The following is a 26,449-nucleotide window of genomic DNA, read 5'->3' on the forward strand; positions in this document are numbered from 1 at the left end:
TTTAGTTTTGCAATAGCAGGTTAAAACTGTTCAGTGCTTTTTTGCTCAGCAGGGCTTCTTCGGCCTCGTAAAAACAATCGGCAAAAGTTTTTTCGGGGTTGATAGTCCTGATAGCCAGGGCAGCGTTTGATAGCACTACGTTATTTTGCGCATTGGTGCCCTCACCATTAAGTACGCTGCTAAATATTGCAGCAGAGGCGCTTACACTATCACCACCGGCAATTTCTGATGGATCAAGCTTTTCGAAACCCAGCGCTTCAACGCTATTTATCTTCTCGCCCTCGGCCGAGAAGGTTTTGAAATCGCAGGTAAGGGAAACCTCATCATAACCCTCCAAAGCGTTCACTATGGTATATTTAGTGGTCGATTTTTGGTAAAGATAGGCATATACCCTTGCCAGCTCCAGGTTAAAAACACCAACCAGCTGATTTTCAGGCTTCGCCGGATTAACCAGCGGGCCAAGCATATTAAAAAACGTTTTCACCCCCAACTCCCTGCGGATGGGTGCCACAGTTTTCATAGCCGGGTGAAACAGTGGTGCATGTAAAAAGCAGATGTTGGCTTTATTAATTCCGCGTTTCAGTTTGTCAGCGTCGTTGGTAAACTGGTAGCCCAAATGCTCCATTACGTTTGACGAGCCACAACCCGATGATACACCGTAGTTACCATGCTTGGCTACCTTATAACCCGCTCCGGCTACCACAAAGGATGCCAGGGTAGAGATATTGAACGTATCCTTACCATCGCCGCCGGTTCCGCACAAATCTATCAGTTCGCCGGTTTGCAAATCAATGGGCAGGCAAAGTTCCAGCATGGCATCGCGAAAGCCTTCCAACTCATCAACGGTAATACTGCGCATGCAATAAGCCGTCATAAACGCGGCCATTTGCGAGTTGTTGTACTTACCCTGAGCTATGTTTATCAAAATCCCTTTTGATTGCTCCCGGCTAAAGGTTTTGTGTTCGAATAGATGATTAAGTATCTGTTTCATGTAGCCCAGCCCCCTAACCCCCTAAAGGGGGAATTTTTTAATTGTTAATTACCTCCCCTCGACTTTCTTACTCCCCCTTCAGGGGGCCGGGGGGCTAATAAAAAAAGGGTTACCGTATGGCAACCCTTCCTTTGAATATATTTTTTTAAACAAACACGGAATTGCCTTACGATATCTCGTTAAGCCACCACCAATTGTTGTTTAATGCGTTCATTTTCATTTATGCCACAAATATGGAAATAGTTTTTATAAAAACAAACAGATAAATTTAATTAATGATTTAGTGAATTATTGATTTAGTGATTTAGGAAAATTTAATGAAACTTTGCAATAAGCACTCCGCTGCTTAATAATTGATTAATGGATTATCAACATATTAACCTGCGTTCCAAATTAATAATTCACTAAATCAATAATTCACTAATTAAACATGGCTATACATAAAGAAAAAATAAACCCCGAGGATGACCTTGGCTTTGGCACACAACCTGTGGTAAAAAGCCAGCCAGTTATTAACAAGGATGGTTCTATCAACGTAAAACGCACGGGCCTGCCGCGTTTTTCTACGGCCAACAATTACCACTCGCTTATTACCATGAGCTGGCGAAAGTTTTGGCTCATTGTTTTTAGCGGGTACTTTACAGCCAACATCATATTTGCATGCATCTACATTTCATTGGGTACTGATGTACTTGATGGCCGCAGCGGCAACACCGGGTTTGACAGGTTTATGGATGCCTTCTTTTTTTCGGCTCAAACTATTTCGACCGTGGGTTATGGGCACATCAGTCCGAAGGGAATGGCCGCAAACAGTGTGGCCGCTTTAGAATCGATGATGGGCTTATTAGCCTTTGCCTTAGCTACAGGCTTGTTATATGGGCGCTTCTCCAGGCCGTCGGCTAAAATATTGTATAGTGATAAGGTGTTAGTTGCTCCTTATCGCGATAAGGGTTGGGGGCTAATGTTCAGGCTGGCCAATTTAAGGCGTAACATATTGATAGACCTCGAGATTGAGGTTGTATTTGGCTATAACGAAGAAGTGAATGGCAAGGTGATCCGCAAGTTTTTTCAACTGGAACTGGAACGAAAATTTGTGAGCATTCTGACAGTAAACTGGACGGTGGTTCATCCACTTGATGAAAACAGCCCGTTAAAAGATATGACCCAGGAGGAACTGGAAGCCAAACAGGTCAGTTTATCCGTCATCCTCAAAACTTTTGATGATACCTTTTCACAAACCATACACTCCCGAACCTCCTACATCTATTCGGACATAGTTTGGGGAGCCAAATTTGTACCCGTATTTCATCGTAATGAAGATGGACAGGCTATTTTGGATATGAGTAAGATAAGTACTTATGAAATTGTTCAATAATCGTTTATTGGTTCATTAGTTCAATGCTTCATTGGTCTTTTATGGGGGCATATTTGAATAGCTACTTATAAAAGTTGCATGGTTAACCGATTGAAAGGCACCAATGAACTAATGAACCAGTGAACCAGTGAACCTCAGAATGAACCAATGAACTACTTCAAAAGCGGATTCTTCTCCCTGGCAAACACGTTATAAACCATCTTATCTAAAAACGCTGGCAGTAGCTTGCTAAGTAATACCGTGAGTTTACCCTGCAGGGTTAAAACCAATGTGCGGGAGCGGTTTTCAATGCCATCTACAATTATCCTGGCTACCTGGTCGGCTGTCATCATTTTATCCTCTTCCAGGGTGCTTTCGCGCTGCTCTATCCCTTCTTTATTAAGCGCGGTGTTGCGGATGTTTGATGCGGTAAAACCCGGACAAGCGGTTAACACATGGACACCGGTCTTCAGGTTTTCTACCCGTAAAGCATCCAAAAAGCCATTCATGGCAAACTTTGAAGCAGAATATCCGGCACGTCCGGGCAAACCCTTATAGCCCGCTATAGATGATACACCTACTATGCTGCCTTTGTTTTTGGTAATTTCGGGCAACGCGTATTTGGTACAATATACCGTGCCCCAAAAGTTTACATCCATTAAGGATTTCAAAACCTTTAAATCAACATCTTTAAACAGTGCCCGCATAGTGATGCCCGCATTGTTTATCAGCACATCAATTTTACCAAAGGTGATGAGGGCTTGTTTAATTAACTGGGCGCAATCGTCCTCGATAGTTACATCGCATTGTACAGCCAGGGCTTTGGTTTGGTAGCGCCTTTCAATATCCTGTGTTATTACGCAAAGGGTTACATACTGGCGGGCTGCCAAAACCACAGTTGCGCCACGTCTGGCACATTCGATAGCTAACGATTTTCCGATGCCGGATGACGCCCCGGTTATTACTATAACTTTATCATTTAACTTCATAAGTTGAAGGGAATAGCTGCGGCAAACCCTCCACTTTAATTTCGGGCACCTTAAATAAATATTTGGCGGCGAAGATAATCATCGCACCATAAAATTCCTTAAGATAATCCCAGCTAAATTTCACATTATTACGGCTGTTAAAGTTGATGATATACGTTTTAGGAAAGTAATAGTTTTTAAACCCGGCAAGCCTGATACGGTAACTCAGGTCGATATCATATCCATAGGTATGAAAACGCTCGTCAAATAGCCCGGCTTTATCAATAGCCTCTTTACGCATCAGCATAAAAGCGCCATTCAGCACATCAGTTTCTGACGTTTGAAACTCCTCCACCCAATCCTTACGTTGTACATCGGTAAGGCGCGATTTGGAAAAATATTTGGCCAGGCCGGTCAGTTTAAAAAACACTGCCCAAGACTCGGTAAACCCATGTTTTGATTCGGCAAGGAAACGGCCGTCAGGCGTTATCATTCGTACACCCATCCCCCCGGCATCCAAATGTGTATCCATAAACTCCAGCGCCTTCTCAAAAGTCTTTTTGCCTGTAATTGTATCCGCACTGACTACTAAAACATACTCTCCGGTAGTTTCTTTAATTCCCTGGTTATAAGCTTTTGCCAGTCCCTGGTTACTGGTGTTGGCAATCACTTTAACATCAGGAAACTCACCGCTTAGCATCTCTACAGATTTGTCTACCGAGGCGTTATCCACCACAAAAACCTCGTAATTAATGCCCACAGCGGCCCTTATTACCGAATTAAGCGCTATCCTGAGCATATCACAGGTATTGTAATTTACAACGATGACAGATAGTTTCATACCTTACTTTGACAATGAATTTTCATACGGAACACGTGTAGCGATAGACCGCCCGAGGGTGATCTCATCTACGTACTCCAATTCACCTCCAAAGGCTATGCCACGGGCAATGGTTGATATGGTAATGTTGAAAGATTTTATGCGCTTGTTTAAATAAAACAAAGTGGTATCGCCTTCCATGGTAGCGCTAAGGGCAAAAATGATCTCTTTGGCTTCGTTTTCCTTCAGTCGTTTAACCAGGGTATCAACCTGCAAATCCGATGGCCCTACCCCATCCATTGGCGATATTAAGCCACCCAGTACATGATATACGCCATTGTACTGGTTGGTATTTTCAATAGCCATTACATCGCGGGTATCCTCAACCACGCAAATAAGGCTGCGGTCGCGCTTGTGCGACGAGCAAATCTCGCAAACGGCATGATCGGATATGTTGTGGCAAACCGAGCAAAACATAATCTCGTTACGCAGCTTGCTCACGGTGGTGCTAAATCGTTCCACATCCTGTTTATCCTGGTTTAGCAAATGCAGCACCAGCCTGAGCGCGGTTTTTTGACCTACCCCGGGTAATTTGGCAAATTCGGCTACAGCATTTTCCAGTAATTTGGACGAAAAATTCATTGTGCGAAGTTAAGGAATAAGTCGGGAAGTTGGGAGAGTCGGAAAGTCCGAAAGTCGGGAAGTTCGAAAGATTAAAGTTTGTATTTTGATAATTTCTTCTGCGCTATGCAATTTACTTTCCGACTTCTGGGCCTTTTTCCCACTTTCTGACTTCCCGTCTTCCGGACTTTCGGACTAAAGTTTGTGAATAGTTAATTTGTTCTGTACTTTGCAACTCACTTTCGGATTTTACGGATATTTCCGGCTTTCGGAGCTACTTCCGGACTTTCGGACTTCCCGACTTCCGGACTAATAAAACATCTATGTCGCCAGGGGTACTATTATCATTTATTATCGGTTATTTTTTAGTGTTGCTGGTTATATCCTGGCTTACATCCCGCAAAGCATCAGATAATGATACATTTTTTGTGGCCAACCGCAACTCTAAATGGTACCTGGTAGCCTTCGGGATGATTGGCACCGCCCTGAGTGGTGTAACCTTTATTTCGGTACCAGGCAAAGTTGGCGCGCCCTCCGGCGATCAGTTTTCCTACTTTCAATTTGTGCTGGGCAACGCTGCCGGCTTTCTTATTATCGCAACCGTATTGCTACCGCTTTATTACCGGTTAAAACTCACCTCAATATACAGTTATATCGAGGGCGCTTTAGGCACCTGGAGCTATAAAACCGCTGCCGGGATATTCCTCATCAGCAGGGTTATCGGCTCATCCTTCCGGTTGTATTTGGTGGTTATCGTATTACAGAAATTTATTTTTGATAGTTATCATATTCCTTTTGCCGTTACGGTGCTCATTTGTTTAGTCCTTATCTGGTCGTACACATTTAAAGGGGGATTAAAAACCATTATTATTACCGATAGCTTACAGACTTTCTTCCTCGTGTTATCCGTATTTCTGTCGATATACTTTATTTGCAGCAGCCTGCACCTGAATATTTTTGAGGCTGCCGATGCCATTAAAAACAGCAGTTATGCCAAAATATTTTTCTTTAATGATTTCCTGAGCAGCAAATTCCATTTTACCAAAGCGTTTTTAGGTGGCATATTTATAACCATTGGCATGGTGGGGCTTGACCAGGACCTAATGCAAAAAAACCTGAGCCTTAAAAACATCAAGGAAGCCCAGAAAAACATGTTCAGCTTTACAGGGGTATTTGTTGTCATCAATATTTTCTTTTTAAGTGTTGGCGCTTTGCTTTGGATGTATGCCAGCAAATACGGCATCCATGTGGATAAAACAGACTACCTGTACCCAACCATCGCCCTGCAACATTTGGGTATTGTACCGGCCATGGTTTTCATGCTGGGGCTCACAGCGGCTACCTTTGCCACTACCGATTCGGCGCTTACGGCACTTACTACCTCTTTTTGTGTAGACTTTTTAGGCTTCAACAAAAGCACCGATCTTAACAGCAAAAAAAAGGTAGGCACACGCCATACCGTGCATATTGCATTTTCGGGGCTGATGTTTTTAACCATTGTGATATTTAACGCTATTAACAACGATGCGGTGGTGAGCGCTATATTTGCAGTTGCATCTTACACGTACGGCCCGTTATTGGGGCTTTATTCGTTTGGTTTATTTGTAAGTAACAGGCAGGTGAGGGATAAGCTGGTTCCCTTTATTTGTGTGGCATCGCCTGCTATATGCTACTTTTTAAATGCCGAATCAAAATCACTTTTGGGCGGATATGTTTTTAGCAATGAGCTCATCATTGTTAACGGATTAATTACCTTTGTCGGCTTGTTGCTGAGCTCGAGTCGGAAAGACGGGAAGTTGGGAAGTCCGGAAGTCCGAAAGTTGTAACGGGGTTAAAGGAAAGCAACAACAAAACATAATAATAAATTCGATGTACTAAATAATACTTCCGGACTTTCCGTCTTTCGGACTTCCGGACTAAAGAACTAAAAAACTAACTACTTCCGGACTTCCCGACTTTCGGACTTCCGGACTACTAAAAAAAAGGATATGACCGGAGACGATAAAATAAGACAAGCATTTGAAAACAAAAACTGGCAGGAAATAAAAGTTACAGACTCCTGGCAGATATTTAAAATAATGGCCGAATTTGTTGACGGCTTTGAAAAACTGGCCAAAATTGGCCCATGTGTATCCATCTTCGGATCAGCACGTACCCATAATGATAATAAATATTACCAATTGGCCGAAGAAGCCGCCCGCCTGCTTACCGAGCATGGTTATGGCGTAATATCTGGCGGCGGACCAGGTATCATGGAGGCAGCCAACAAAGGCGCTTACGAAGCAGGTGGCAAATCGGTAGGTTTAAATATCGAACTGCCGTTTGAGCAGTTCCACAATAAATATATCGACAGGGATAAGATCATGGAGTTTGATTACTTTTTTATACGCAAAGTAATGTTTATGAAATACTCGCAAGGCTTCATCATTCTGCCCGGTGGCTTTGGTACAATGGATGAGTCCTTCGAGGCCATGACGTTGATCCAAACCGGTAAAATTGCGCGCTTCCCTATTATTTTTGTGGGTGTTGATTACTGGAAAGGCTTATTTAGCTGGATAGAAGAAAAAATGTTAGCCGATCAGCATAATATCAACCCCGATGACCTGATGCTTTACCGCGTAGTTGATACCGCCGAAGAAGCAGTTGACCATATTACCCGTTTTTACAATAAATATGTGTTGAAGCCGAATTTTTAAGGATATATTATTCGCAAAAAATGCCGCCTTGGTCCAGGGCGGCATTTTTTTGTTCAATTGCCCTCCCCGTCATTGCGAGGAACGAAGCAATCCCCTACATGCTAAGTCCCACATTGTTCGAGATTGCTTCGTTTCTCGCAATGACGGTAGTTTAGAACATTGGTTTAACTATATCCGTTGAACGTCATAACGTTTTTTTCCAGGTTTTACCTGATGGATACGCTATGGAAAGGAATTACTTCATACTTTCCTTAGGCACTGCACTTGCCGCAGGCGCAGGCTCTTTGGCCAAGTCGATCATAGCGCTTACTTCATCAACCAAACCATCTGTCGACCCGTCAAAACCAACTACCTTAAACCTGATATTGCCGGTTTTATCGATAACGAATTTGGTAGGGATACCATCAACCCCAAATTGCGTTACCACCTTTGATTGGCGACCATCGGCGCCTTTTTCGTCCAGCAATACATAAAAGCTGTATTTTTTATCGGCAATAAATTTCTTTACACCATCGGTATAGTCGCTGCCTTTTTCCCAGGTATCAATAAACAGGAATTTAACATCGGCATCGTCTTTAAACTTATTTACGGCAGTTTGCATGCCCGGGAACGAGGCCTTGCAAGGGCCGCACCAGGTTGCCCAAAAATCTACAATAACAACCTTGCCTTTCAAGCTCTCTAACGAAACCGTGTTACCTTCAAAATCTTTCAAAGCAAAAGGTAATGCAGGTTGATTGATCATTTTCTTGGTTAATTCCTCGCGCTTTTTGTTTTTGGCAAAGTTGATAAGCGAAGTAAGGTACTCATCATAACCTGTTTCGCTGCCCTTCAGGCCCACATACGCTTTTTTCAGTTCGGCTTTTAAAATTTCGCTACCCTTGCCATCTTTTAAAGCGCTTTCAATTACCGATTTCGATTCGGCGTATTTACCCAAGGCGTTTAAGATCAATACATAGTGCTCATTAATTTCCGGGTCGTTATACGTATTGGTGGCGTATACTTCCTTTTCATATTTTAACGCTTCATCATACTTTTTTTCTTTTAGCAGAATGAATGCGTATGTATCTGCGTAGTTATTGTATGATTCTTTAGCGTTATTAGCGGCAGCTTTAGGCGATGTGTACAAACCAGGCTGAGGGTTTTTCATCTGGTCGGCCATAATGTCTAAAGATTGTTTCGACATTTTTTCCGCTACATCAAGTTTTTCGCCTGTTTTAGCCCATTCATAGGCTGCATTATTATAGCCGCCCGCCAGATTGGTTTTGTTTTGAACTTTGCCTGCGTACGCGTTAAATTTATCCATATCGTCTTTTTGCATAAAACCTGTAGCAATTGCAGCGCGGGCATAATCAAGCATGCCATTTTTCTCTTTTAATTTTGAAGGGAAATTTTGCTCAAAGGCCTTGTACAGCGAATCCTTTTTTTTCAGGTCATTTTGCTGGTAAATGGCCATCACCGCTTCGTTATAAACCGATTCGCCTTGCGGGAATTTTGCTTTAATAACCTTACCTAATGAATCGGCAGACTCGGGATGCCTGGTCCAGTTAAGTATATAAGCTGCCAGCACCATATCTTTTTCCTTATCACTTTTTTCAAGTGATTTTACTTTGGCCGCAAGCAAGGCCTTAGTTTCAACATCGGTTTTTTTGGCCAATGCCGAGTAATATTGTACACCGAACAACTTTTCGGTTTTGGGGTTTACCTCGTCTTCTTTTTTAAATAATTCAATACCTCTATCATTATCGGCTTTTATTTTACCGTACCTGATGCCAAGCCCGCTGGTTAATATAAACGCTTCCGATTCGTAAGCACCGGTTACAGGCTTTTTATCTTTGTAAACAGGATACAGGTACCCTTTATCCATGTTGTTATCTATATCCTCGCCACTACCAACCTTAATAAAAAAGGCCTTTGCACCGGCAGGCACTGTAAAATCGCCGGTAAGTAACTCCCCGTTGGCTTTCAGGTCAACATCTGCTACGGGGTTGTCCTTACCATCAATAAAATAAACAGATGCGCTGATATCCTTTTTACCATCAATCACCGTCCCTGCGGGGCTATAGGTAAGTTTTAGCTTTTCGGCAACTGATGGATAGCTATCGGATAGGGTAAGCTTACTTTGTGCGTAAGTATATTGCATGGCCAGCACGGCAGGCACAAACAGCAGCAATTTGCGATATTTCATAGGTAAATTATTTTACCCCTAAAATAATACTATTATTCACCAAAAAGAAAGCGGTTAACATTTATTAACTATAAATAACATACATTATAATTATAAAATTTAAACCTATCGTGTTGGCTATAAATAACTCAGCCACCATTTTTCTTTATGCGCCTGTTTATAGGCATCATACCGCTTACACAACGGATAAAGGCCTACAACAATAACTATCCAAACCAGGTACGCAACCGGCAGCGAAAACCCGTAGCCTTTAAGCGATGTAGTAAACCAAATAGGCTGATCAAGTACCCAGATTTTCCAGTTCTGACCCGGCGTAACGGCGGATGCAACAAGGGCTATGATGTGAATAATATAAATATGGATAATATAGTAAAACATAGGTACCCTGCCATATACCGATACTACCCTGACAACAGCATTCTGCAGCTTTTCTGTAAAGGCCAGGAATAGCAGGGCCGAACCCACGGTTAATAAAACATACAGCAACGAGGGTGGGTATTTATTGACTTTGATAAACGACAGGAAGGTAAAAAAAGCATCCTTTTGCACGGCCCATTTAACGGGATCGCCGTATACGTTAAGATACCTGATTACTACAAATAATACCAGGGAGGCCGCGCCGATGATAAATAAAGTTTTCCTGCGCTTTTCCACGCCATACTCGGGTGCAAATAGTTGCCCCAGGCAATAGCCCAAGGGCATAATAGCCACCAACGGAATTATAGGATAACCTACTAAAAGTATTTCATGTCCCCAAAAAAACGGACGCTGATCATGAAGAAAGGCCCAGCCAAAACCGGCTATATTATTGCCGGCCACATGCACGCCATCCAATAAATTATGGCCGAATATAACTACGAGGCTAAGAACAAGAATAAAGGTTTTAGGCAGATGGATTAATGCGGCAAGCACAATCATACTTATCCCCAGGGCCCATATGGTAATAAATAGCAACATCGGGAAAGCGATATTAAAGTTCCAGCCGAAGTTGACTACCACCAACTCCAGGAACACCAGCCACAGGCCACGTTTTACCAGGAAAACAGATAGCTCGTTCTTTGTTTTCTTGCGGCTCATTAAAAATGCCGAGGTACCTGCCAGCAACATGAAAATGGGTGCGCAAAAATGGGTTATCCACCGGGTAAAAAACAATATGCCGGTTGTTTTATCCAAATCAAGCGGATCAAATAAAAACGAACCCCGATACAGATAATCGCGCACATGGTCAAGCGCCATAATGATCATGATGGTGCCGCGAAGAAAATCAATCGATGTTATCCTGTTTTTAATTGTAGTTGTCATTTCAATTGTTAAGTGTTCAGGCCGATCTGTTGGATTATCGGGCTTTAGGTTTCCTTTTATCGATATTACACTGCAAATTGCCTATTTTTTTCAAATTTTCGGAATAAAAAACAATGAGGCGAAGATTTTAGACATTCAAATGATTTTTAAAGTTAATATCCACCGATAACATTTTATCATTATTTTGCGGTTTATGGATAAACCTGCCAAACTTAAGCCACAGGCCGCATTGGGCTTTATTTTTGTTACCATGCTGATAGATGTTATCGGCTTTGGTATCATAATACCCGTAATGCCTAAACTGATAGAGAAATTAATACATGGCACCGTAAGCCAGGCATCGTTATATTCCGGGCTCATGCTGCTGGCCTATTCGGTAATGCAATTCCTGTTTTCGCCGGTAATTGGCAACCTGAGCGATAAATATGGCCGCCGGCCGGTGTTATTATCATCCCTGTTAGGGTTCGGCATCGATTATCTTTTCCTTGCATTTGCACCATCAATTGGCTGGCTGTTTGTGGGCCGTACAATAGCTGGCATAACAGGCGCAAGTTTTACAACCGCGTCGGCTTATATTGCAGATATCAGCACTCCCGAAAAACGCGCCGCAAATTTTGGTTTAATCGGAGTGGCTTTTGGTATTGGCTTTATTGTCGGGCCGGGCATTGGTGGTCTTTTAGGAAAATGGAATGTTCACTACCCGTTTTTCGCGGCGGCAGGTTTGGCACTATTGAATGCAGTTTATGGCTTTTTCATCCTGCCCGAGTCATTATCTGCAGAACATCGCCGCCCCTTTGAATGGAAACGTGCCAATCCATTGGGATCGTTATTACAACTCAAAAAATATCCCTCAGTAATCGGTTTAGCAGCCTCATTATTCCTGGTATATTTTGCAGCTCAATCAGTTCAAAGCGTATGGACTTTTTATACCATCCTTAAATTCAGTTGGAGCGAAGATATTGTTGGTTATTCGCTAAGTTTTATAGGCTTGATGATAGCTATGGTTCAGGGTGGATTGATCCGGGTAACATTACCTAAGCTGGGTTTGGAACGCAGTATATGGATGGGCCTTTTGCTGTACAGCACCGGGTTGATATTGTTTGCAATTGCCACCCATACCTGGATGATGTTTGTATTTATGATACCATATGCACTGGGCGGTATTGCCGGACCAGCCTTACAAGGTTTAATGAGCAACCAGGTACCTGCCAATGAACAGGGCGAACTGCAGGGCGGCCTAACCAGCCTCATGAGCCTAAGCTCGATATTTGGCCCATGGATAATGACCACCTTGTTTTACTATTTTACCAATTTTAAAAACCACCTGTATTTACCTGGAGCTCCGTTTATATTGGGCGCTATACTGATGTTGTTAGCCGCATTACTGGCTATCAGGAGTTTTAAAAAGAAGTAAACATAAACTGGCGATATCATTTTACAGCCACAAATTTCATCCCGTTATTGTACATGTCCCTTATTATTGTTATATTAAAGCATAACAAGCCTTAAAAGGCAAACAATAACATTAATAATAAAAAACAATGGCTTATATTATGGTAGATATAGAAAGTGATGGCCCAATTCCGGGCGACTTTTCTATGATCTCTTTTGGCGCCGTACTTGTACAGGATGGCCTCGATAAAACTTTTTACGGACAATTAAAACCGATATCTGAAAATTATATTCCCGAAGCGCTGGCTGTTTCGGGCCATACGCGCGAAGAAGTTTTATCATTTGATGACCCGGCCACGGTTATGGCCAATTTTGCAACCTGGATAAAAACTGTTTGTAAAGATCAGCCTATTTTCATCAGCGACAATAACGGGTTCGATTGGATGTTCATCTGCTGGTATTTCCATCACTTTACAGGTAAAAACCCATTTGGTTTCAGCTCACAAAACCTGGGCAGCCTATATAAAGGTATGGTAAAAGATATGTTTAAAAACTTTAAACACCTGCGCAAAACGGCCCACACCCATCACCCGGTTGACGATGCAAAAGGAAACGCCGAGGCCTTGCTCACCCTAAAACGCGAACACGAATTAAAGATTAAATTATAGATAAATAATAGGATAGGTTATATATTAGCCAAAATTAATATCTTCAAAACTTTTTAAGGCCAATAAACCTTTATCAAATTAATGACTAAAAAACCTCAAAAGAAGCAGTCGGCAGCGCTCGGCTTTATATTTGTTACGCTGTTTATTGATGTGCTTGGTTTAGCGGTTACTATCCCGGTAATGCCCACGCTTCTTAAAAACCTGGGTCATGTTGATGTAAGTACTGCCGCGCAATACAGCGGTTATTTAACTTTTACGTATGCCTCGATGCAGTTCCTTTTTTCGTCGGTTGTAGGTAACCTGAGCGATAGGTACGGCCGGCGGCCCATCCTGCTTAGTTCATTACTTGGTTTTGGGATAGATTATATTTTTATGGCCTTTGCCCCTACCATAGCCTGGCTTTTTGTTGGCCGGGTAATAGCGGGCATCACTGGCGCCAGCACCAGTACTGCAACGGCATACATTGCCGATATAAGTACCGGAAAAAACCGTGCGGCAAATTTTGGATTGGTAGGCGCCGCATCGGGTGTGGGATTTATTGTAGGCCTGGCTATGGGCAGTTTCCTGGGCGAGATTAGCGTAAGGTTGCCCTTTATAGCGGCGGCTGCCTTTGCCCTGGTTAATGCAGCATACGGCTATTTTGTACTGCCCGAATCATTGGCACCCGAAAACCGCCGCAAATTTGAATGGAAAAAATCAAACCCCATAAGTTCATTACGCAGCCTTAACCGCTACCCTGCCCTCGGCGGCCTGGTTGGTGCTTTCGCGCTGGTTTATGTAGCCCAAAAGGCCATCGAGTATGTTTTAGCTTTCTTCTTGATTGAAAAATTTCAATGGACTCAGATTAGTATCGGGTACCTTGGGGTGTTTATTGGCGTTGTGCTGGTTGCCATACAGGGTGGCCTTATCAGGTATACCTTACCTAAATTTGGCCAGGAAAAAAATATTGTAGCAGGCTTGCTGTTTTACGCGCTCGGCCTGGTGCTTATTGCCTTTGCCAGCCATGGTTGGATGGTATATGTGTACATGGTACCTTACTGCCTTGGCGGAATTTCGGGTCCAGCCTTACAAGGGTTAATTACCGGTACTGTATCAGCAAAAGAACAGGGCGAACTGCAAGGCTCGTTAACCAGCCTAACCAGTGTGGCCGTTATCATTGGACCGCTGTTAATGAGTTCGGTTTTTCACTTGTTTACCCATAAAGATACCCCAGCGTATTTCCCGGGCGCTCCTTACATATTGGGTGCAATATTAATGCTAATCAGTGCTTTATTAGCCGTAAAGAGTTTTAAAAAGGTACCCGTTCCAAAAGAAGTAAAAGCAGTTTAGTGTTAAGCCATGAGTACTTAGTCGTAGGTTCTAACAGGGCAAACACATCTAAATTGGGTTAACATAACTTAACACACTTCCGGCAGAATTCTTTATAGATACCTGACAGTCAATAATTTATTAATCTCACAGGGTTAACACTAAACAGATGTTTTACGCGATTTAAGTGCATACAAATCTTTGCACCTGTTGTTGGTCATGCTAAATATTTAGATGCGTTTACCATATAAGTTCAAAGTCTGAATTTATCATCTTTTGACTTAAAACTTACGGCTTTCGGCTATGGTATATCCCTCATTTCAGGATTGACACCATATTAATGATCTAAGCCACTTACGCCGCCCGATATTACAAATTTCATCATATCGGCAGCGCTTTTATCAATGGGTTTTACTTTACCGGCATCTATGATAATAACCTGGCCGGCAAACGAGTATGAATAAGGGAAATATACGGCAACTTCGCCGGGCAGTCCTAAAACAGCAAGATCTTTTTGAACAAGAAACCCGATTTTTTTTAACCCAAACTCATTTACCTCTACCAAAACCGGCTCATTAAACTTTTTTTCCTCACCCACAAAAGCCTCGGTAAGGTCTTTTATAGATGAATACAGGAACGCAAAGATGGGTAAACGGTTAAACCAGCGCTTAAACCAGCGTTTTATCGGGTCGGTTATTACATTGGTAACTAAAATGCCCGCTATCATGATCACCACAATCACGTTTAATATCCCAAGGCCCGGGATGTAAAGATGCTTGCCCGCTTTATCAACCAGCAGGTCACTCAAATTCAGTGCTTTGTCAATTGTTGATACGCCCCAGTACATCAAAAAAATTGCCGCGCCTATAGGTACTACTACCAACAGCCCTTTTGCAAAATACCTGATTAAACCCCGTACAATATTGTTCATAAGCCCCTAAAATTTCTACCGGTAAAAATACACCCTTTTAAATTGGCAAAAAAATAAAATAGCAGGTGCGTTCAAGCAGTACGAAGTGCTTCTGCCCACGGGATACATTATTGTAGTCAAGATGCGGTAAGTTCAGGCTGCACAGGTCCGCAAGTGAATTTCTTGTCCATTTAAAAAAAGCATTAATGGTACTTTAAACATACTGGTCGCCTTTAAATCGACAAAGCCTTGCTATAAAAAACTTTAGAGATTTTAACTCCAAACATAAAATTTCCGCATACAGTGATAACAACTAAACCTTTGAAGTGGTAACCAGAAAAACAATAACTTAAAAATTTCGCCTCTTGAAGTTCTGTGATGTGAAATAGTGTTACAGGTTGGGCAATAAATATCTTTTTTATCGGGATTGTTGATGTTTGACATAATAAAGTCGATTAACATAGGTATTTAGGAAAGTTACCCATTAATAATTGCTAAACCGGTTTATTATAGCCAACTTCTGTTAAAATGCTTTTCAGATGTTTAATGTAGAATCTTCACGGCCCCTAAAATTCCAAGCTGATTGGCGGGTTGAATAGCAAAATTCAAAGTATACTTCCGGTTTTTAATCCGTCGGATAGCGGTATTAATTAAAAGGGTACTATTTGGTGTACCCATCGTTGAAACTTAATACAAGCTATAGTTTAACATCTAAAACACTACTCGTAAAAATACACCCTTTTTACCCGCTGCGAAACATTAGTTAATATTTCATACGGGATGGTGCCTATCTGGGCTGCTAACTCCTCAATACGCTGGTGCTGTTCGTCAAATATAACTACCTCGTCGCCCTCGTTTACGTCAAGGCCGCTCACATCCAGCATACACATGTCCATAGTGATGTTACCTACCGTCGGCACCAGGGTTCCTTTTACCAGCATTTTACCTACACCGTTGCCAAATGCCCGCAAATAACCATCGGCATAACCAATACGTACGGTGGCAATTTTGCCGTCTTTGGCCAGTTTACCGCTTCGGCTGTAACTGATGGTATCTCCTGCTTTTATTTTTTTTACCTGTGCCACGCTTGTTTTTAAGCTGGCAATGGGTTGCAACGCCCTGTTTGATGCAGGCACTGCCGAATCGATGCCATATAAGCCTATCCCCAGTCGCACCATATCGTACTGTGCCGATGGCCACCGGATAATGCCAGCGGTATTGCACAGGTGTTTAATAACAGAATAACCCAATGAGCGTTCAATCTCCTTAAATGCTTTTTCAAAACGTTTTATTTGTGTTTTGGTAAACTCATCATGTTTAACAGCCTCGCTTGCTGCCAGGTGCGAAAAAACAGATTGTACACGCACATACCTGTTGGCTTCCAGCATATCGCAAAGCGTATCAATTTCGTGATTTTCGAAACCCAGCCTATGCATCCCTGTATCTATTTTGATGTTTACAGGATAGCTTGACATGTTGCGCCCCTTTGCATAGCTCACAAAATCGTCCAGCAAACCAAAGCTATAAATCACCGGCTCCAGTTTGTACTCCGTCAGCTTATCAAATGCCGAAGCTTCTGGGTTCAATACCATGATAGGCAGATTGATGCCGGCCTGCCTTAATGCAGCGCCTTCGTCAATATAGGCAACTGCCAGGTAATCTACCTTATTGTATTGCAGCATATTGGCTACCTCAAAGGTGCCGCTGCCATAGCTAAAGGCTTTTACCATCGCCATCACTTTTACACCTGGTTTCAATTTAGATTTATAAAAATCAAGATTACTCAACAAGGTATTCAGATTAATCTCTAAAATGGTTTCATGCGCTTTCTGAGCCAATGCACGGCTTATCCGTTCAAATTCAAAACTACGCGAGCCTTTGATCAGGATGGTTTCATCTTTAAAATCAAGCTGCTTCAGATGTTGTAGCATTGCCGCAGTATCATTAAAAAAATGATGTTCCTCTACATTAAAGTAATCCCGATGGCTTACCAAAGCTTCGCCAACACCAATAAATTTATCCACCTTTTTACCGGCTACCAAATCGGCAACCTGCTGATAAAGCACATCCTGCGGCAGCCCCGACTGGTAGATATCTGACAGGATGAGTGTTTTTTTCTGATGTTGATTTTGCTGTCCTAAAAAATTAAGCGCAATTTCCAATGATTGCAGATCGGAGTTATACGAGTCATCAATCACCGAACAATTGTTTATGCCATTTTTTAATTCAAGGCGCATGCTCACCGGCACCAGGCGTTCAATACGTTTATCAGCCTCAACAGCACTATACCCAAGGGCCAGCATAGTAGCCCAGCAAACAATAGCATTTTCTACAGATGCCTCGTCGGTAAAGGGCACCAGGCATTCGATTTCCTGTTTTTGGTAATAAGCACGCAGGTAATAGTTTTTGGAGATCACCGTCCCGCTAAAAACGTACAAGTCGGCCTGGTTAAATTTACGGCTCCAGGTAAATGCTTCTTTGGCCTGTATATCTGCCTTAAAATCTATCAGCAGGTCGTAATTACAAATTAGTTTTTGGCTGTTTTTAAATAGTTCAAGCTTCTCCAAAACCTTCTCCCGCCTGCTGGCAAAACCTTCGTCATGCGCGGTACCAATGTGGGTAAGCACACCTACGTGGGGTTTAATAATAGCCTCCAGCTTTTCCATTTCGTTTATGGTTGATATCCCGGCCTCAAAAATGCCCAGATCATTGCGGCTATTTATTTGCCACACCGAAAGCGGCACCCCTATTTGCGAGTTATAGCTTTTAGGATTACGTACGATATTTTTATCGGCGGCAAGCAACTGGTATAACCATTCCTTTACAATAGTTTTACCGTTACTGCCTGTTATGCCTATTACCTGCAGGTTAAACCGGCCACGATGGTAGGCGGCCAAAGCCTGCAAAGCAGCCAAAGGATCGGCCACAATTAAAAAATTGGCTTCAGGTAAGTTAAATTCGGGGCCATGCTCCACCACAAAATTACGTACACCAGCCGCGTAAGCGCCGGCAACAAACTCGTGGCCGTTACGCCTGCCGCTCAAGGCAAAAAACAAGCCTTCGGCGGCGTTATTTAAACGGCGGCTATCGGTAAACAGCGCACTGATAATGTATTCTTTTACAATGTTGCCACCCGCATTAATGATCTGTTTAACTTCGGTTATCTGGTACTGGTTGTTAAGCATGGTACGAATTTGGGCATATTAATTTAACTATAGCATATTTTTTGACGAATTTTGACTGCCAATGGATGGCCCTAAAAAAATTAAGATAACCGACCCAAAAGTGGCCCTGGCGAAGGCCGAAAGTTATTGCGCCTACCAGGAACGAGCTCAACAAGAGGTGCGCGATAAGCTTTACGAATGGGGCTTATGGCCCGATGCCATTGAGCAGGTAATAAGCGAACTGATACAAGGTAACTTTTTAAACGAAGAGCGCTTTGCCAAAGCCTACGCCAAAGGCAAGTTTAGCCAGAAAGCATGGGGTCGCGTGAAAATAAAACAAGGCCTTAAACTAAAACGCGTGCCCGATGTACTGATAAAAAAAGCCCTGTTAACCATTGATGCCGACGATTATTTTACAGCCTTAACCAGGCTATTGGAAAAAAAAGCAGGCACCATAAGCGAGAAAAATGAACTAAAGCGCCGTTACAAGCTGCAACAGTACGCTATGGGGCGCGGGTACGAGGCAGACCTGGTTGCAGATGTTTTGAAAGTCAACCACTTATAAACTATTTTAAAAAAAGTGAAATTTTCCCTTGCAGAACATCCAATTCTGTCTATATTTGCACTCCCGCAAACGAGATAGGCACAAAGCTTACTCAAAGCAGGAGAATACCAATGCGAAAGTAGCTCAGTTGGTAGAGCACGACCTTGCCAAGGTCGGGGTCGCGAGTTCGAATCTCGTCTTTCGCTCAAAGCCCTTCCATCAAAAAGAAGGGTTTTATTTTTGAAGGTTAATCACCTGCTCAGATGGTGGAACTGGTAGACACGCAGGACTTAAAATCCTGTTCCCGTAAACGGAGTGCGGGTTCGATTCCCGCTCTGAGTACTTGAAAAAAAGGCAGTTAGGTGAAAGACACTAACTGCCTTTTTCTTTTGGGTGAAACATTTATTTCAGAAAAGCATATAATATCGAACACACTTGCTTTGTTAACGATTCATTCGGAAGCGATTTTTGCGGATCAGTCCGAAAAGTTGTGGGCGAATAAAAAAAGTATTTGTTTTGCGGCAGGAATAACAAATACGAATACCCTTGTCAGCAGCATACGAAACCCTTGTCCGTTTAATCTTACCAGAAGGTATCTTAGCATATTTTGAGCTTATAAATGTTAATTCTTCAGAAAATGGGCAGCTAAACATTTACCTGGAAGAAAAGAACCTCGCTCCATCGGGGTATGAAAAGGCACAACTTGAATCAAAAGGTTTCTTACCGGAAACAGCTATACAGGACTTTCCCATCCGCGGTCATAAAGTAGCTCTTTGTATCAAAAGACGCAGGTGGGAAGTAAAAACAAGTGGAGAGATCATCACAAGAGACTGGGATTTAGTAAGAAAAGGTGCGCGAATGACAACAGAATTCGGCACTTTTTTAAAAGGTATATTTGGATAATCATCCTATTAGCAGCCATTTATTAGGCAAGTTATATCAGGTGGACGGCAAGCAGCTCGGTCAGCAATATAAAGATCACCTGAGTGATTTTCAGAGCTGGGGCCAGAAAGAGCATGCAGAGGAGTGGATGCTGTTTGCAGATAATATAGGCCCTTACCTTAGTATAGATGAAACCGCCTTGAGCAACGGAGAACTGTATACCATTGTTACCAATAAAGCAGCCAAAGGGGGTAAAAAGGCTATCGTAGCGATGATCAAAGGCACACAGGCCGAACAGATCATGGCTGTACTGGAGCGAATACCTGTCCGCAAAAGGAATAAAGTTAAGGAAGTGACGATGGATATGGCTGCTAACATGATCAAAGCTATCCGCAGGTGTTTCAATAATGCTGTGCGGGTTGTTGACCGGTTCCATGTACAAAAGCTGGCTTATGATGCTGCACAGGAAGCTAGGATCAAATATCGCTGGGAAGCATTAGAGCAAGAGAACAAAGCAATAGAGGACGCTAAAAAGAACAAGCAAAGCTATCAGCCTGAAGTATTTAGCAACGGGGATACTTTAAAACAATTACTGGCCAGAAGCAGGTATCTACTATTTAAACACCCATCTAAATGGACCGTATCACAGAAAGAAAGAGCTGATTTGTTGTTTCCAAGGTATCCCTTGTTGCTCAAAGCCTACAACCTGTCAATCCGGCTGGGGCAGATTTTCACTATCTGTAAAGACAAGCAGCAGGCGTTTAAAAGACTGGCAATCTGGTATAATGATGTAGAAGACGCAGGTATTGATGCTTTTAAAACTGTTGCCAGATCTGTAAAAACGCATTATGAATCTATCTTAAACTTCTTCGATAACAAGAGTACCAACGCATCTGCAGAATCTTTCAACGCTAAAGTCAAGGCTTTCAGAGCTACTTTAAGAGGTGTAAGGGATACTTCTTTCTTCTTATTCAGACTTGCTAATATCTATGCCTAACTTTTTATCCCCCCCCCACAAGAATTCCGCTTGATCCATTTTTGCTATTGAAATTAATCATTGTGAACTTTCAAATCACAAAACTTAAATTTGAAAGTGTCTATATGAAAGATATTATTTTCAATAATAAAGACTTATTCCTAAATTAGTCGGGAATGAAACTTAAACACTTATTTTACATTTTCCCCGTCTTTTTGGCCTTAAATGCACTACTCTCGTCATGTAAAGAGTTCATAGAACCTTCCATTGCCAAAAGGCAGGTGACGCTTGAAGCACCTGCAGACCAGTACCTAAGCACTAAATACACGGTTAACTTCTGGTGGGACGAAGTGGAGGATGCACTGGGTTACCGCCTGCAAGTGGTTACCCCTGGTTTCGACTCCGTTGGTAGCCTGATACTGGATACACTTGTTAAGGGCACTAAATTTACCTCGACCCTGGAGCCGGGAAGTTATCAATGGCGGGTAAGGGCCGAAAATGGTAGCTCGCAGACGAATTATTCGCCAGCCAGGAACTTTGTTCTCGAAGAATCGTCACTAACCAATCAAACTATCACTCTTTCGTCGCCAGCTAACAATGTGATAACAAGTGTAAATGCGGCCCTGTTTAAATGGAACAGCTTATACGGCGCTACGAAATACCAGGTGGAGATTGATACAAATAACTTTGCAAATGAAGATGCATTGGTTTATAACCAGGTTGTCCCCGGACTCCAGGTTAATTTTACCTTTCAAAAGGATCAGGTATATGGCTGGCGGGTTAGGGCAGAAAATGAGACTGAGCAATCCAAATGGTCGGCTATTAATTATGTAACCTATCAATTGCCGCTGCCCGCGCAGGTTGGCCTGGTGTCGCCGGCTAACGGAAGTAGTGTTAGTTTACCAGTGCAGCTGAGCTGGAGTTCGGTTACAGGTGTGTCGGGATATAAATTATATGTATTTAAAAGCGATTCGACCACGCTGTATAGTAACAATTTTCCAATGACGGTCAATTCTACCGGTTATAGCTTTACTCTTGGTGTTACCGGCGAGAAAATATATTGGAAAGTGAGTGCGCTAAATGCTTCGGGCAAGGAAGGAAAAGCCAGTGCGCTCAGAAATTTTGTATTGTTTTAAGCCAATAGGTCATGGTCAAAAAAAACAAAGCATTAACATATGTACTGATTGCTGTAGTATTGCTGGTATGGGGGCTAATCATTTACCGCATAGTTATTGCATACAGCAGCGGTCATGATGAAAGTTATGTACCACCACCTGCACCTAAAGAGGTTTTTAATGATTATGCTGTGCCGAAAGATACCGCTCGCCTCCTGCTGAATTACCGGGATCCATTTGGGATTGCTGCCAGGAAAGACACCGCAAAGCCACCGGCCAGGATCCGCCTGAACACCGGAATTGCGAGACCCAATGTGCCGCCGCCTTTCAACTGGGATATTATACGGTATTCAGGATATATCAAAAATCCGGGGTCTAAAAAACTGATTGCTTTTATGAAAGTAAACGGCCAGGAAGCGATGATGAGCGAGGGAGAAACGATAGGGCAATTCAAACTGATTCGGAATATGCGAGATTCTGTATTAGTTAAGAGCGGAGGCAAAACCAAATATATTCATATCCAACCTGCAATTTAATGAAGTTCATTTATACAACCCTTTTTATTTTTGTGTACTACTGCTCTTTTGGGCAAAAAATGCCTGATTATGGTTTGCACAAAGTAAGGATAACAGATACCGACCGGACAATACTGGCAGAAATTATACCTGTTAATTCAAATCCGGATGTGCAAAGCACCCTTACTTATTATTGGTACGCGACTAACAAGGTGCATACCCTTCAGGGCGGCTTCAGTGGCCGCTTATTAAACGGCGCCTACATAGAAACATACCTGAACCACAACAACCGGACTCAGGGCACCTTTAAAAAAGGATTAAAGGACGGACCCTGGAAGGATTGGGATGAGCATGGCAACCTGATACAAGTTGTCAACTGGCGCAATGGAATACGTTCGGGCAGTTTTAGTTTTTTTAACCCGGATGGCAGCCTGAAAGAAAGCGGGGAATACCACAAAAACGAGTTAGATGGCCCCGTGGTATTTCACGAAAGCCGCGATTCTACACGGATAATTTATTATAACAATGGTAAGGCTTTGGAAGGAAAACCGCGTTCGCTTTTCGACAAAGTCAATATTTTTAAAAAGAAGCCCAAGCCGGGTAAGGGTCATGCTTAAAGGCTCGGCGCTTTATATTGTCATTATTATCAGCCTGGTAATTGCCTTAATATGCTCTGCCCTTGTGTTGGCAGCTTATTTTTTCAGGGGGCAATACCTGGTAAAGTCGCGATTTGACCGCCTACAGGACAACCTTTCGTCAGGCATACATATCCTGCTGCGGACAAAAGACCCAGCCTATTTACAAGGGAAGACATTGAATTTGTTCAATGATGGCGATGATTCTGTACGGATCAAAAATATTCCATGGGGTATTTATGACATCGGCGTCGTGGAAGCATTCAAGCAGCAAGACACGCTAATTAAAGTATTTTCGACCGCTTTTGGGATCGATTCGTCTAAATGGGCCGCTATCTACCTTATCGACGAAGACAGATCAGTCTCAGTAAGCGGAAAGACTGCGATTCGTGGTGACGCATACCTACCAAAAGCCGGCGTAAAGGCCGCTTATGTGGATAATAAAGCCTATGAAGGCGACAAAAGACTGGTTGTTGGCAACATTCACGACAGCCAGCGTAAACTACCACCGTTGAATGACATTCGCCTGAACCGTTTAGAACAGCAGTTTAATAATCCAAAAGGCCCGGTTAATAAAAACTGGCGCGTAGATACCCTGGCAAATTCGTTTCGGAGCCCCGTCAATATTATTAACCTGGGCAACAGCTTCTATACTATAAAAAACACCAAATTGTCGGGTAATATCATCCTGTATGCAGATACGCTGCTTACTATAGATAGTACCGCGATATTGAATAATGTACTGGTATTTGCAAAGGCTATCGTTGTTAAAAGCGGTTTTCACGGGAGTTGCCAGCTCTTTGCTTCTGATTCTATCAGTATCGAAAAAAATTGCCGGCTGGAGTATCCTTCGTGCCTGGGCTTGCTGCGTTATAAGTCGCCTACGATTGGTTTTCCGCCGCAAATTAACATTGGTCAAAACTCCCAGCTCAATGGCGCCATATTCACATACGAAAAAGAAGCTTCTGCCCTACCGGCAACCATCAGTTTGGACAAAGGGGCTCAGGTGAACGGACAAATTTATGCGCAACATATTCTTTCGACCAAAGACAACGCTGCGGTTAAAGGGAGCGTTTTTACCACGCGTTTTATGTACCAAACTGCATTTAGCCGGTATGAAAACTACCTGATAAACCTAAAAATAGATGCACCCGCTTTATCAGCATATTACCTGACCAGCGACCTTATTCCTGTAGCCTCGTCCGAGAAAAAAATACTGCAATGGCTGGAGGTAAAATAAAGAAAAACGGGATGCTGAAGGCAGCTACTATTGTAGAAGTGGTGGTGGCACTTGTGATTATTGTTGTTGTGTTTGGTATGGCTATGATGATATTTGCCAATGTAACACAACAAGCAATATCAACAAAAAAAATACGGGCAACGGCTGTGCTCAGAAATGCCTTGCTTAAAGCAGAACAATCGCGACAATTGCCGCAAGAGGCTTTTAACCAGGGTGGCTTCCGCATTATACCGGTGGTTAAACCGTTTGAGAGCGGATCAGGCCTCAGCGAGTTTTATTTGACCGCTTACGATGAAAACCAACAGGAGATAGCAAAGGTTTCGGAAATAATGATCAATAATGACAATGTTAAACCATAAATTAAAGGCCTTCACCATTATGGAAGTCACCATTGCACTGTTGGTATCGGGAATACTGATCGCTATTGTTTACGTGGCATTTGCGGTTGTTGGCAATTCGTACCATGCGTTTGTATTCAAAAATGAGGAATCGGCAAATTTGGCACAGCTTGATCTTTTGCTTAGTCGCGATTTCCGGCGCGCCGAGCTGATCGAAAAAACCGATTCCGGTTTATTTTTTAAGAATAATAACGGCGGTATACGATACGAGCTCAATAGTGATTACATTGTGCGTACCAATGGCATAACAGACACCTTTAAGTTTAAAACAACCCGCACCAGTATGCTTTTTGAGCAACGCGCTATTGAAACCAACCCCGATGCTTTAAATAACAGGGTTGACGAACTGGAACTTGATTTGCTGTTACACAACGATAAAATAACCTTTCATTATTATAAATTGTATAGTTCTGCCAACCTTTTTGAACAAGATACCCATGCCGGCAATTGACCTGAGCCAATACGAAAAGAAGAAAGCCCCCAAACCTTCAAAGCAGGAAGGCGAGGGCGGCATTATTGCGTTTTTAAACAGAGACATCAGTTTTGGAAGCAAGGAACTCAACGATAAAAAAAAGGAATACCTATACCTGGAATTGAGCTCGCTCCTGTTGGCGGGCATCAATTTAAAAACCAGCCTGGAGCTGGTAACCGCCGAACAGGAAAAGGAAAGCGACAAAAAACTGTTTGCAGCCATACAGGATAGCGTATTGAATAATGGTATAGCCCTTTCCAAAGCCCTGGAAAAATCGGGTAAGTTTTCGCTGTACGAGGTATACAGTATCCAGATTGGCGAGGAAACCGGCCAACTGGCCATGGTGCTGCAAGACCTGGCCAAATATTACCAGGGCAGGATAAAACAAAGGCGCAAAATAGTTTCCACGCTCTCCTATCCTTGTATGGTACTGCTCTCATCATTTGGTGCGGTGTATTTTATGCTGAAAGTGGTGGTGCCCATGTTTGCCGATGTACTCAAACGCTTCGGGGGGCAGTTGCCCTGGATCACCGAACTCGTGATCACGATATCCAAGGGGATGGAAACCTATTTTCTGCCCGCTTTTCTATTTATTACCGCTATCGTCGTTTTCCTCTTCCGGGTGCGCAAAACCATACCTTACCGCAAAATCTCTTCCGGTTTTGTATTGAAGGTGCCGGTGGCGGGCAACCTGGTGAAAAAGATATACCTGGGCCGGTTTTGCAATTCCATGCGGTTACTTACGGGCTCGCATGTGCCGCTGTTAAGGGCTATTGCTTTGAGCAGGCAGATGGTGGGCTGGTACCCAATCGAATCGTCCCTGCAAAAGGTAGAAGATGATATCCTGAACGGTAAATCGCTGCACCAGAGTTTGCAGCAGTTCAAGATCTACCCTTCCAAAATGATACAACTGGTGAGGATTGGCGAAGAATCAAATAAGCTGGACTACTTTTTTGCCAAAATAGCCGAGCAGTACGCCGAGGAGGTAGAATACCAGACAGCCTCCCTGAGCAGTATCATGGAGCCTCTTTTTATCATCGTAGTGGGTTTCCTGGTGGGGGTGATCATGATTGCCATGTACCTGCCCATGTTCCAGATGGGCAATACGTTTCAGTAGAAACCGGAGGTAGCGGGTGTTCGGTTTTTGGGTGGGATAACAGGTGTTCGGGCAAGTTTGCTCAAATGGTTGATATTGAGTCTTTTAAGTGTTCGGATTTTATAACCAAATGATAATACATTCATTATCAAAGACTTACTATTAAGAATCTGCCAAACGACTTGATAAAGCCCAAA

At 42.8% G+C, this 26,449-nt stretch carries 24 protein-coding genes and 2 tRNA genes; 18 read left to right on the plus strand and 8 right to left on the minus strand.

Annotation, left to right across the window (positions count from 1 at the left end; all coding sequences use genetic code 11):
- Position 1: 1 nt before the first annotated feature.
- Positions 2–991, minus strand: coding sequence for an anthranilate phosphoribosyltransferase (gene trpD, locus AC1RM2_RS02000; RefSeq protein ID WP_492982872.1), 990 nt, complete (start codon positions 989–991; stop codon positions 2–4).
- 430 nt (positions 992–1,421) lie between these two features.
- Here trpD and AC1RM2_RS02005 point away from each other — a divergent pair, with 430 nt between their 5' ends.
- On the plus strand, positions 1,422–2,366 hold the full coding sequence (locus AC1RM2_RS02005; RefSeq protein WP_492982874.1) for an ion channel: 945 nt from the start codon (positions 1,422–1,424) through the stop codon (positions 2,364–2,366).
- A 152-nt stretch (positions 2,367–2,518) separates the two neighbouring features.
- On the opposite strand, the gene AC1RM2_RS02010 is transcribed toward AC1RM2_RS02005, so the two are convergent.
- From AC1RM2_RS02010 to recR, 3 genes are read right to left on the minus strand one after another with little or no spacing between them, the layout of a single operon-like run.
- On the minus strand, positions 2,519–3,334 hold the full coding sequence (locus tag AC1RM2_RS02010; RefSeq protein ID WP_492982876.1) for an SDR family oxidoreductase: 816 nt from the start codon (positions 3,332–3,334) through the stop codon (positions 2,519–2,521).
- Positions 3,321–4,154, minus strand: coding sequence for a glycosyltransferase family 2 protein (locus AC1RM2_RS02015; RefSeq protein ID WP_492982878.1), 834 nt, complete (start codon positions 4,152–4,154; stop codon positions 3,321–3,323). Before AC1RM2_RS02015 ends, AC1RM2_RS02010 begins: the two co-directional genes overlap by 14 nt.
- Before the next feature lie 3 nt (positions 4,155–4,157).
- On the minus strand, positions 4,158–4,775 hold the full coding sequence (recR, locus tag AC1RM2_RS02020) for a recombination mediator RecR (protein ID WP_492982880.1): 618 nt from the start codon (positions 4,773–4,775) through the stop codon (positions 4,158–4,160).
- A gap of 302 nt (positions 4,776–5,077) precedes the next feature.
- On the opposite strand from recR, the gene AC1RM2_RS02025 reads away from it, so the two are divergent.
- On the plus strand, positions 5,078–6,580 hold the full coding sequence (locus AC1RM2_RS02025; protein ID WP_492982882.1) for a sodium:solute symporter: 1,503 nt from the start codon (positions 5,078–5,080) through the stop codon (positions 6,578–6,580).
- 162 nt (positions 6,581–6,742) lie between these two features.
- Positions 6,743–7,450 carry an LOG family protein gene (locus AC1RM2_RS02030; RefSeq protein WP_090649563.1) on the plus strand — a complete coding sequence of 236 codons (708 nt, stop codon included), beginning with the start codon at positions 6,743–6,745 and terminating at the stop codon, positions 7,448–7,450.
- Between the two features lie 235 nt (positions 7,451–7,685).
- On the opposite strand, the gene AC1RM2_RS02035 is transcribed toward AC1RM2_RS02030, so the two are convergent.
- On the minus strand, positions 7,686–9,635 hold the full coding sequence (locus AC1RM2_RS02035; RefSeq protein WP_492982884.1) for a TlpA family protein disulfide reductase: 1,950 nt from the start codon (positions 9,633–9,635) through the stop codon (positions 7,686–7,688).
- Positions 9,636–9,752: 117 nt separating this feature from the next.
- Entirely contained in the window at positions 9,753–10,937 is a 1,185-nt protein-coding gene (locus tag AC1RM2_RS02040; protein ID WP_492982886.1) for an acetyltransferase domain-containing protein, read from the minus strand.
- Positions 10,938–11,130: 193 nt separating this feature from the next.
- Between AC1RM2_RS02040 and AC1RM2_RS02045 the strand changes: the two genes are divergently transcribed.
- The 3 genes from AC1RM2_RS02045 (at position 11,131) to AC1RM2_RS02055 (ending at position 14,326) form a co-directional block, all read left to right on the plus strand.
- Complete coding sequence (locus AC1RM2_RS02045) at positions 11,131–12,351, plus strand: TCR/Tet family MFS transporter (protein WP_492982888.1); 1,221 nt, start codon at positions 11,131–11,133, stop codon at positions 12,349–12,351.
- 127 nt (positions 12,352–12,478) lie between these two features.
- The gene (locus tag AC1RM2_RS02050) at positions 12,479–12,997 is read left to right on the plus strand and encodes a 3'-5' exoribonuclease domain-containing protein (protein WP_477357764.1); all 519 of its coding nucleotides are present in this window, start codon (positions 12,479–12,481) and stop codon (positions 12,995–12,997) included.
- 81 nt (positions 12,998–13,078) lie between these two features.
- Positions 13,079–14,326, plus strand: coding sequence for a TCR/Tet family MFS transporter (locus AC1RM2_RS02055; protein WP_492982890.1), 1,248 nt, complete (start codon positions 13,079–13,081; stop codon positions 14,324–14,326).
- Between the two features lie 316 nt (positions 14,327–14,642).
- On the opposite strand, the gene AC1RM2_RS02060 is transcribed toward AC1RM2_RS02055, so the two are convergent.
- Positions 14,643–15,236: a DUF502 domain-containing protein gene (locus AC1RM2_RS02060; RefSeq protein WP_492982892.1), complete on the minus strand. Its 594-nt coding sequence runs from the start codon at positions 15,234–15,236 to the stop codon at positions 14,643–14,645.
- A 698-nt stretch (positions 15,237–15,934) separates the two neighbouring features.
- Positions 15,935–18,400: a bifunctional UDP-N-acetylmuramoyl-tripeptide:D-alanyl-D-alanine ligase/alanine racemase gene (locus AC1RM2_RS02065; RefSeq protein ID WP_492982894.1), complete on the minus strand. Its 2,466-nt coding sequence runs from the start codon at positions 18,398–18,400 to the stop codon at positions 15,935–15,937.
- A 61-nt stretch (positions 18,401–18,461) separates the two neighbouring features.
- Between AC1RM2_RS02065 and AC1RM2_RS02070 the strand changes: the two genes are divergently transcribed.
- The 12 genes from AC1RM2_RS02070 (at position 18,462) to AC1RM2_RS02125 (ending at position 26,273) form a co-directional block, all read left to right on the plus strand.
- A complete protein-coding gene (locus AC1RM2_RS02070; RefSeq protein ID WP_492982896.1) occupies positions 18,462–18,944 on the plus strand; it encodes a regulatory protein RecX in 483 nt (160 codons plus the stop codon).
- A gap of 112 nt (positions 18,945–19,056) precedes the next feature.
- Positions 19,057–19,129 (plus strand) — tRNA-Gly (locus tag AC1RM2_RS02075).
- A 51-nt stretch (positions 19,130–19,180) separates the two neighbouring features.
- Positions 19,181–19,265 (plus strand) — tRNA-Leu (locus AC1RM2_RS02080).
- Positions 19,266–19,469: 204 nt separating this feature from the next.
- On the plus strand, positions 19,470–19,826 hold the full coding sequence (locus AC1RM2_RS02085; protein ID WP_492982898.1) for an ISAon1 family transposase N-terminal region protein: 357 nt from the start codon (positions 19,470–19,472) through the stop codon (positions 19,824–19,826).
- On the plus strand, positions 19,819–20,802 hold the full coding sequence (locus AC1RM2_RS02090) for an ISAon1 family transposase (protein WP_492982900.1): 984 nt from the start codon (positions 19,819–19,821) through the stop codon (positions 20,800–20,802). The genes AC1RM2_RS02085 and AC1RM2_RS02090 overlap by 8 nt, the downstream gene beginning before the upstream one ends.
- A 155-nt stretch (positions 20,803–20,957) precedes the next feature.
- Complete coding sequence (locus AC1RM2_RS02095) at positions 20,958–21,917, plus strand: fibronectin type III domain-containing protein (RefSeq protein WP_492982902.1); 960 nt, start codon at positions 20,958–20,960, stop codon at positions 21,915–21,917.
- An 11-nt stretch (positions 21,918–21,928) separates the two neighbouring features.
- Positions 21,929–22,432, plus strand: coding sequence for a hypothetical protein (locus AC1RM2_RS02100; protein WP_492982904.1), 504 nt, complete (start codon positions 21,929–21,931; stop codon positions 22,430–22,432).
- Entirely contained in the window at positions 22,432–23,028 is a 597-nt protein-coding gene (locus AC1RM2_RS02105; protein ID WP_492982906.1) for a toxin-antitoxin system YwqK family antitoxin, read from the plus strand. The genes AC1RM2_RS02100 and AC1RM2_RS02105 overlap by 1 nt, the downstream gene beginning before the upstream one ends.
- Positions 23,021–24,286, plus strand: coding sequence for a hypothetical protein (locus AC1RM2_RS02110; protein ID WP_492982908.1), 1,266 nt, complete (start codon positions 23,021–23,023; stop codon positions 24,284–24,286). Before AC1RM2_RS02105 ends, AC1RM2_RS02110 begins: the two co-directional genes overlap by 8 nt.
- Entirely contained in the window at positions 24,268–24,645 is a 378-nt protein-coding gene (locus AC1RM2_RS02115) for a hypothetical protein (RefSeq protein ID WP_492982910.1), read from the plus strand. The genes AC1RM2_RS02110 and AC1RM2_RS02115 overlap by 19 nt, the downstream gene beginning before the upstream one ends.
- Positions 24,632–25,135 (plus strand): PulJ/GspJ family protein, encoded by a 504-nt coding sequence (locus tag AC1RM2_RS02120; RefSeq protein WP_492982912.1) that lies wholly within the window; start codon positions 24,632–24,634, stop codon positions 25,133–25,135. The genes AC1RM2_RS02115 and AC1RM2_RS02120 overlap by 14 nt, the downstream gene beginning before the upstream one ends.
- Positions 25,122–26,273: a type II secretion system F family protein gene (locus AC1RM2_RS02125; RefSeq protein ID WP_492982914.1), complete on the plus strand. Its 1,152-nt coding sequence runs from the start codon at positions 25,122–25,124 to the stop codon at positions 26,271–26,273. The genes AC1RM2_RS02120 and AC1RM2_RS02125 overlap by 14 nt, the downstream gene beginning before the upstream one ends.
- Positions 26,274–26,449 lie beyond the last annotated feature (176 nt).

Source organism: Mucilaginibacter sp. GW822-FHT03E02 (genome assembly GCF_058801545.1).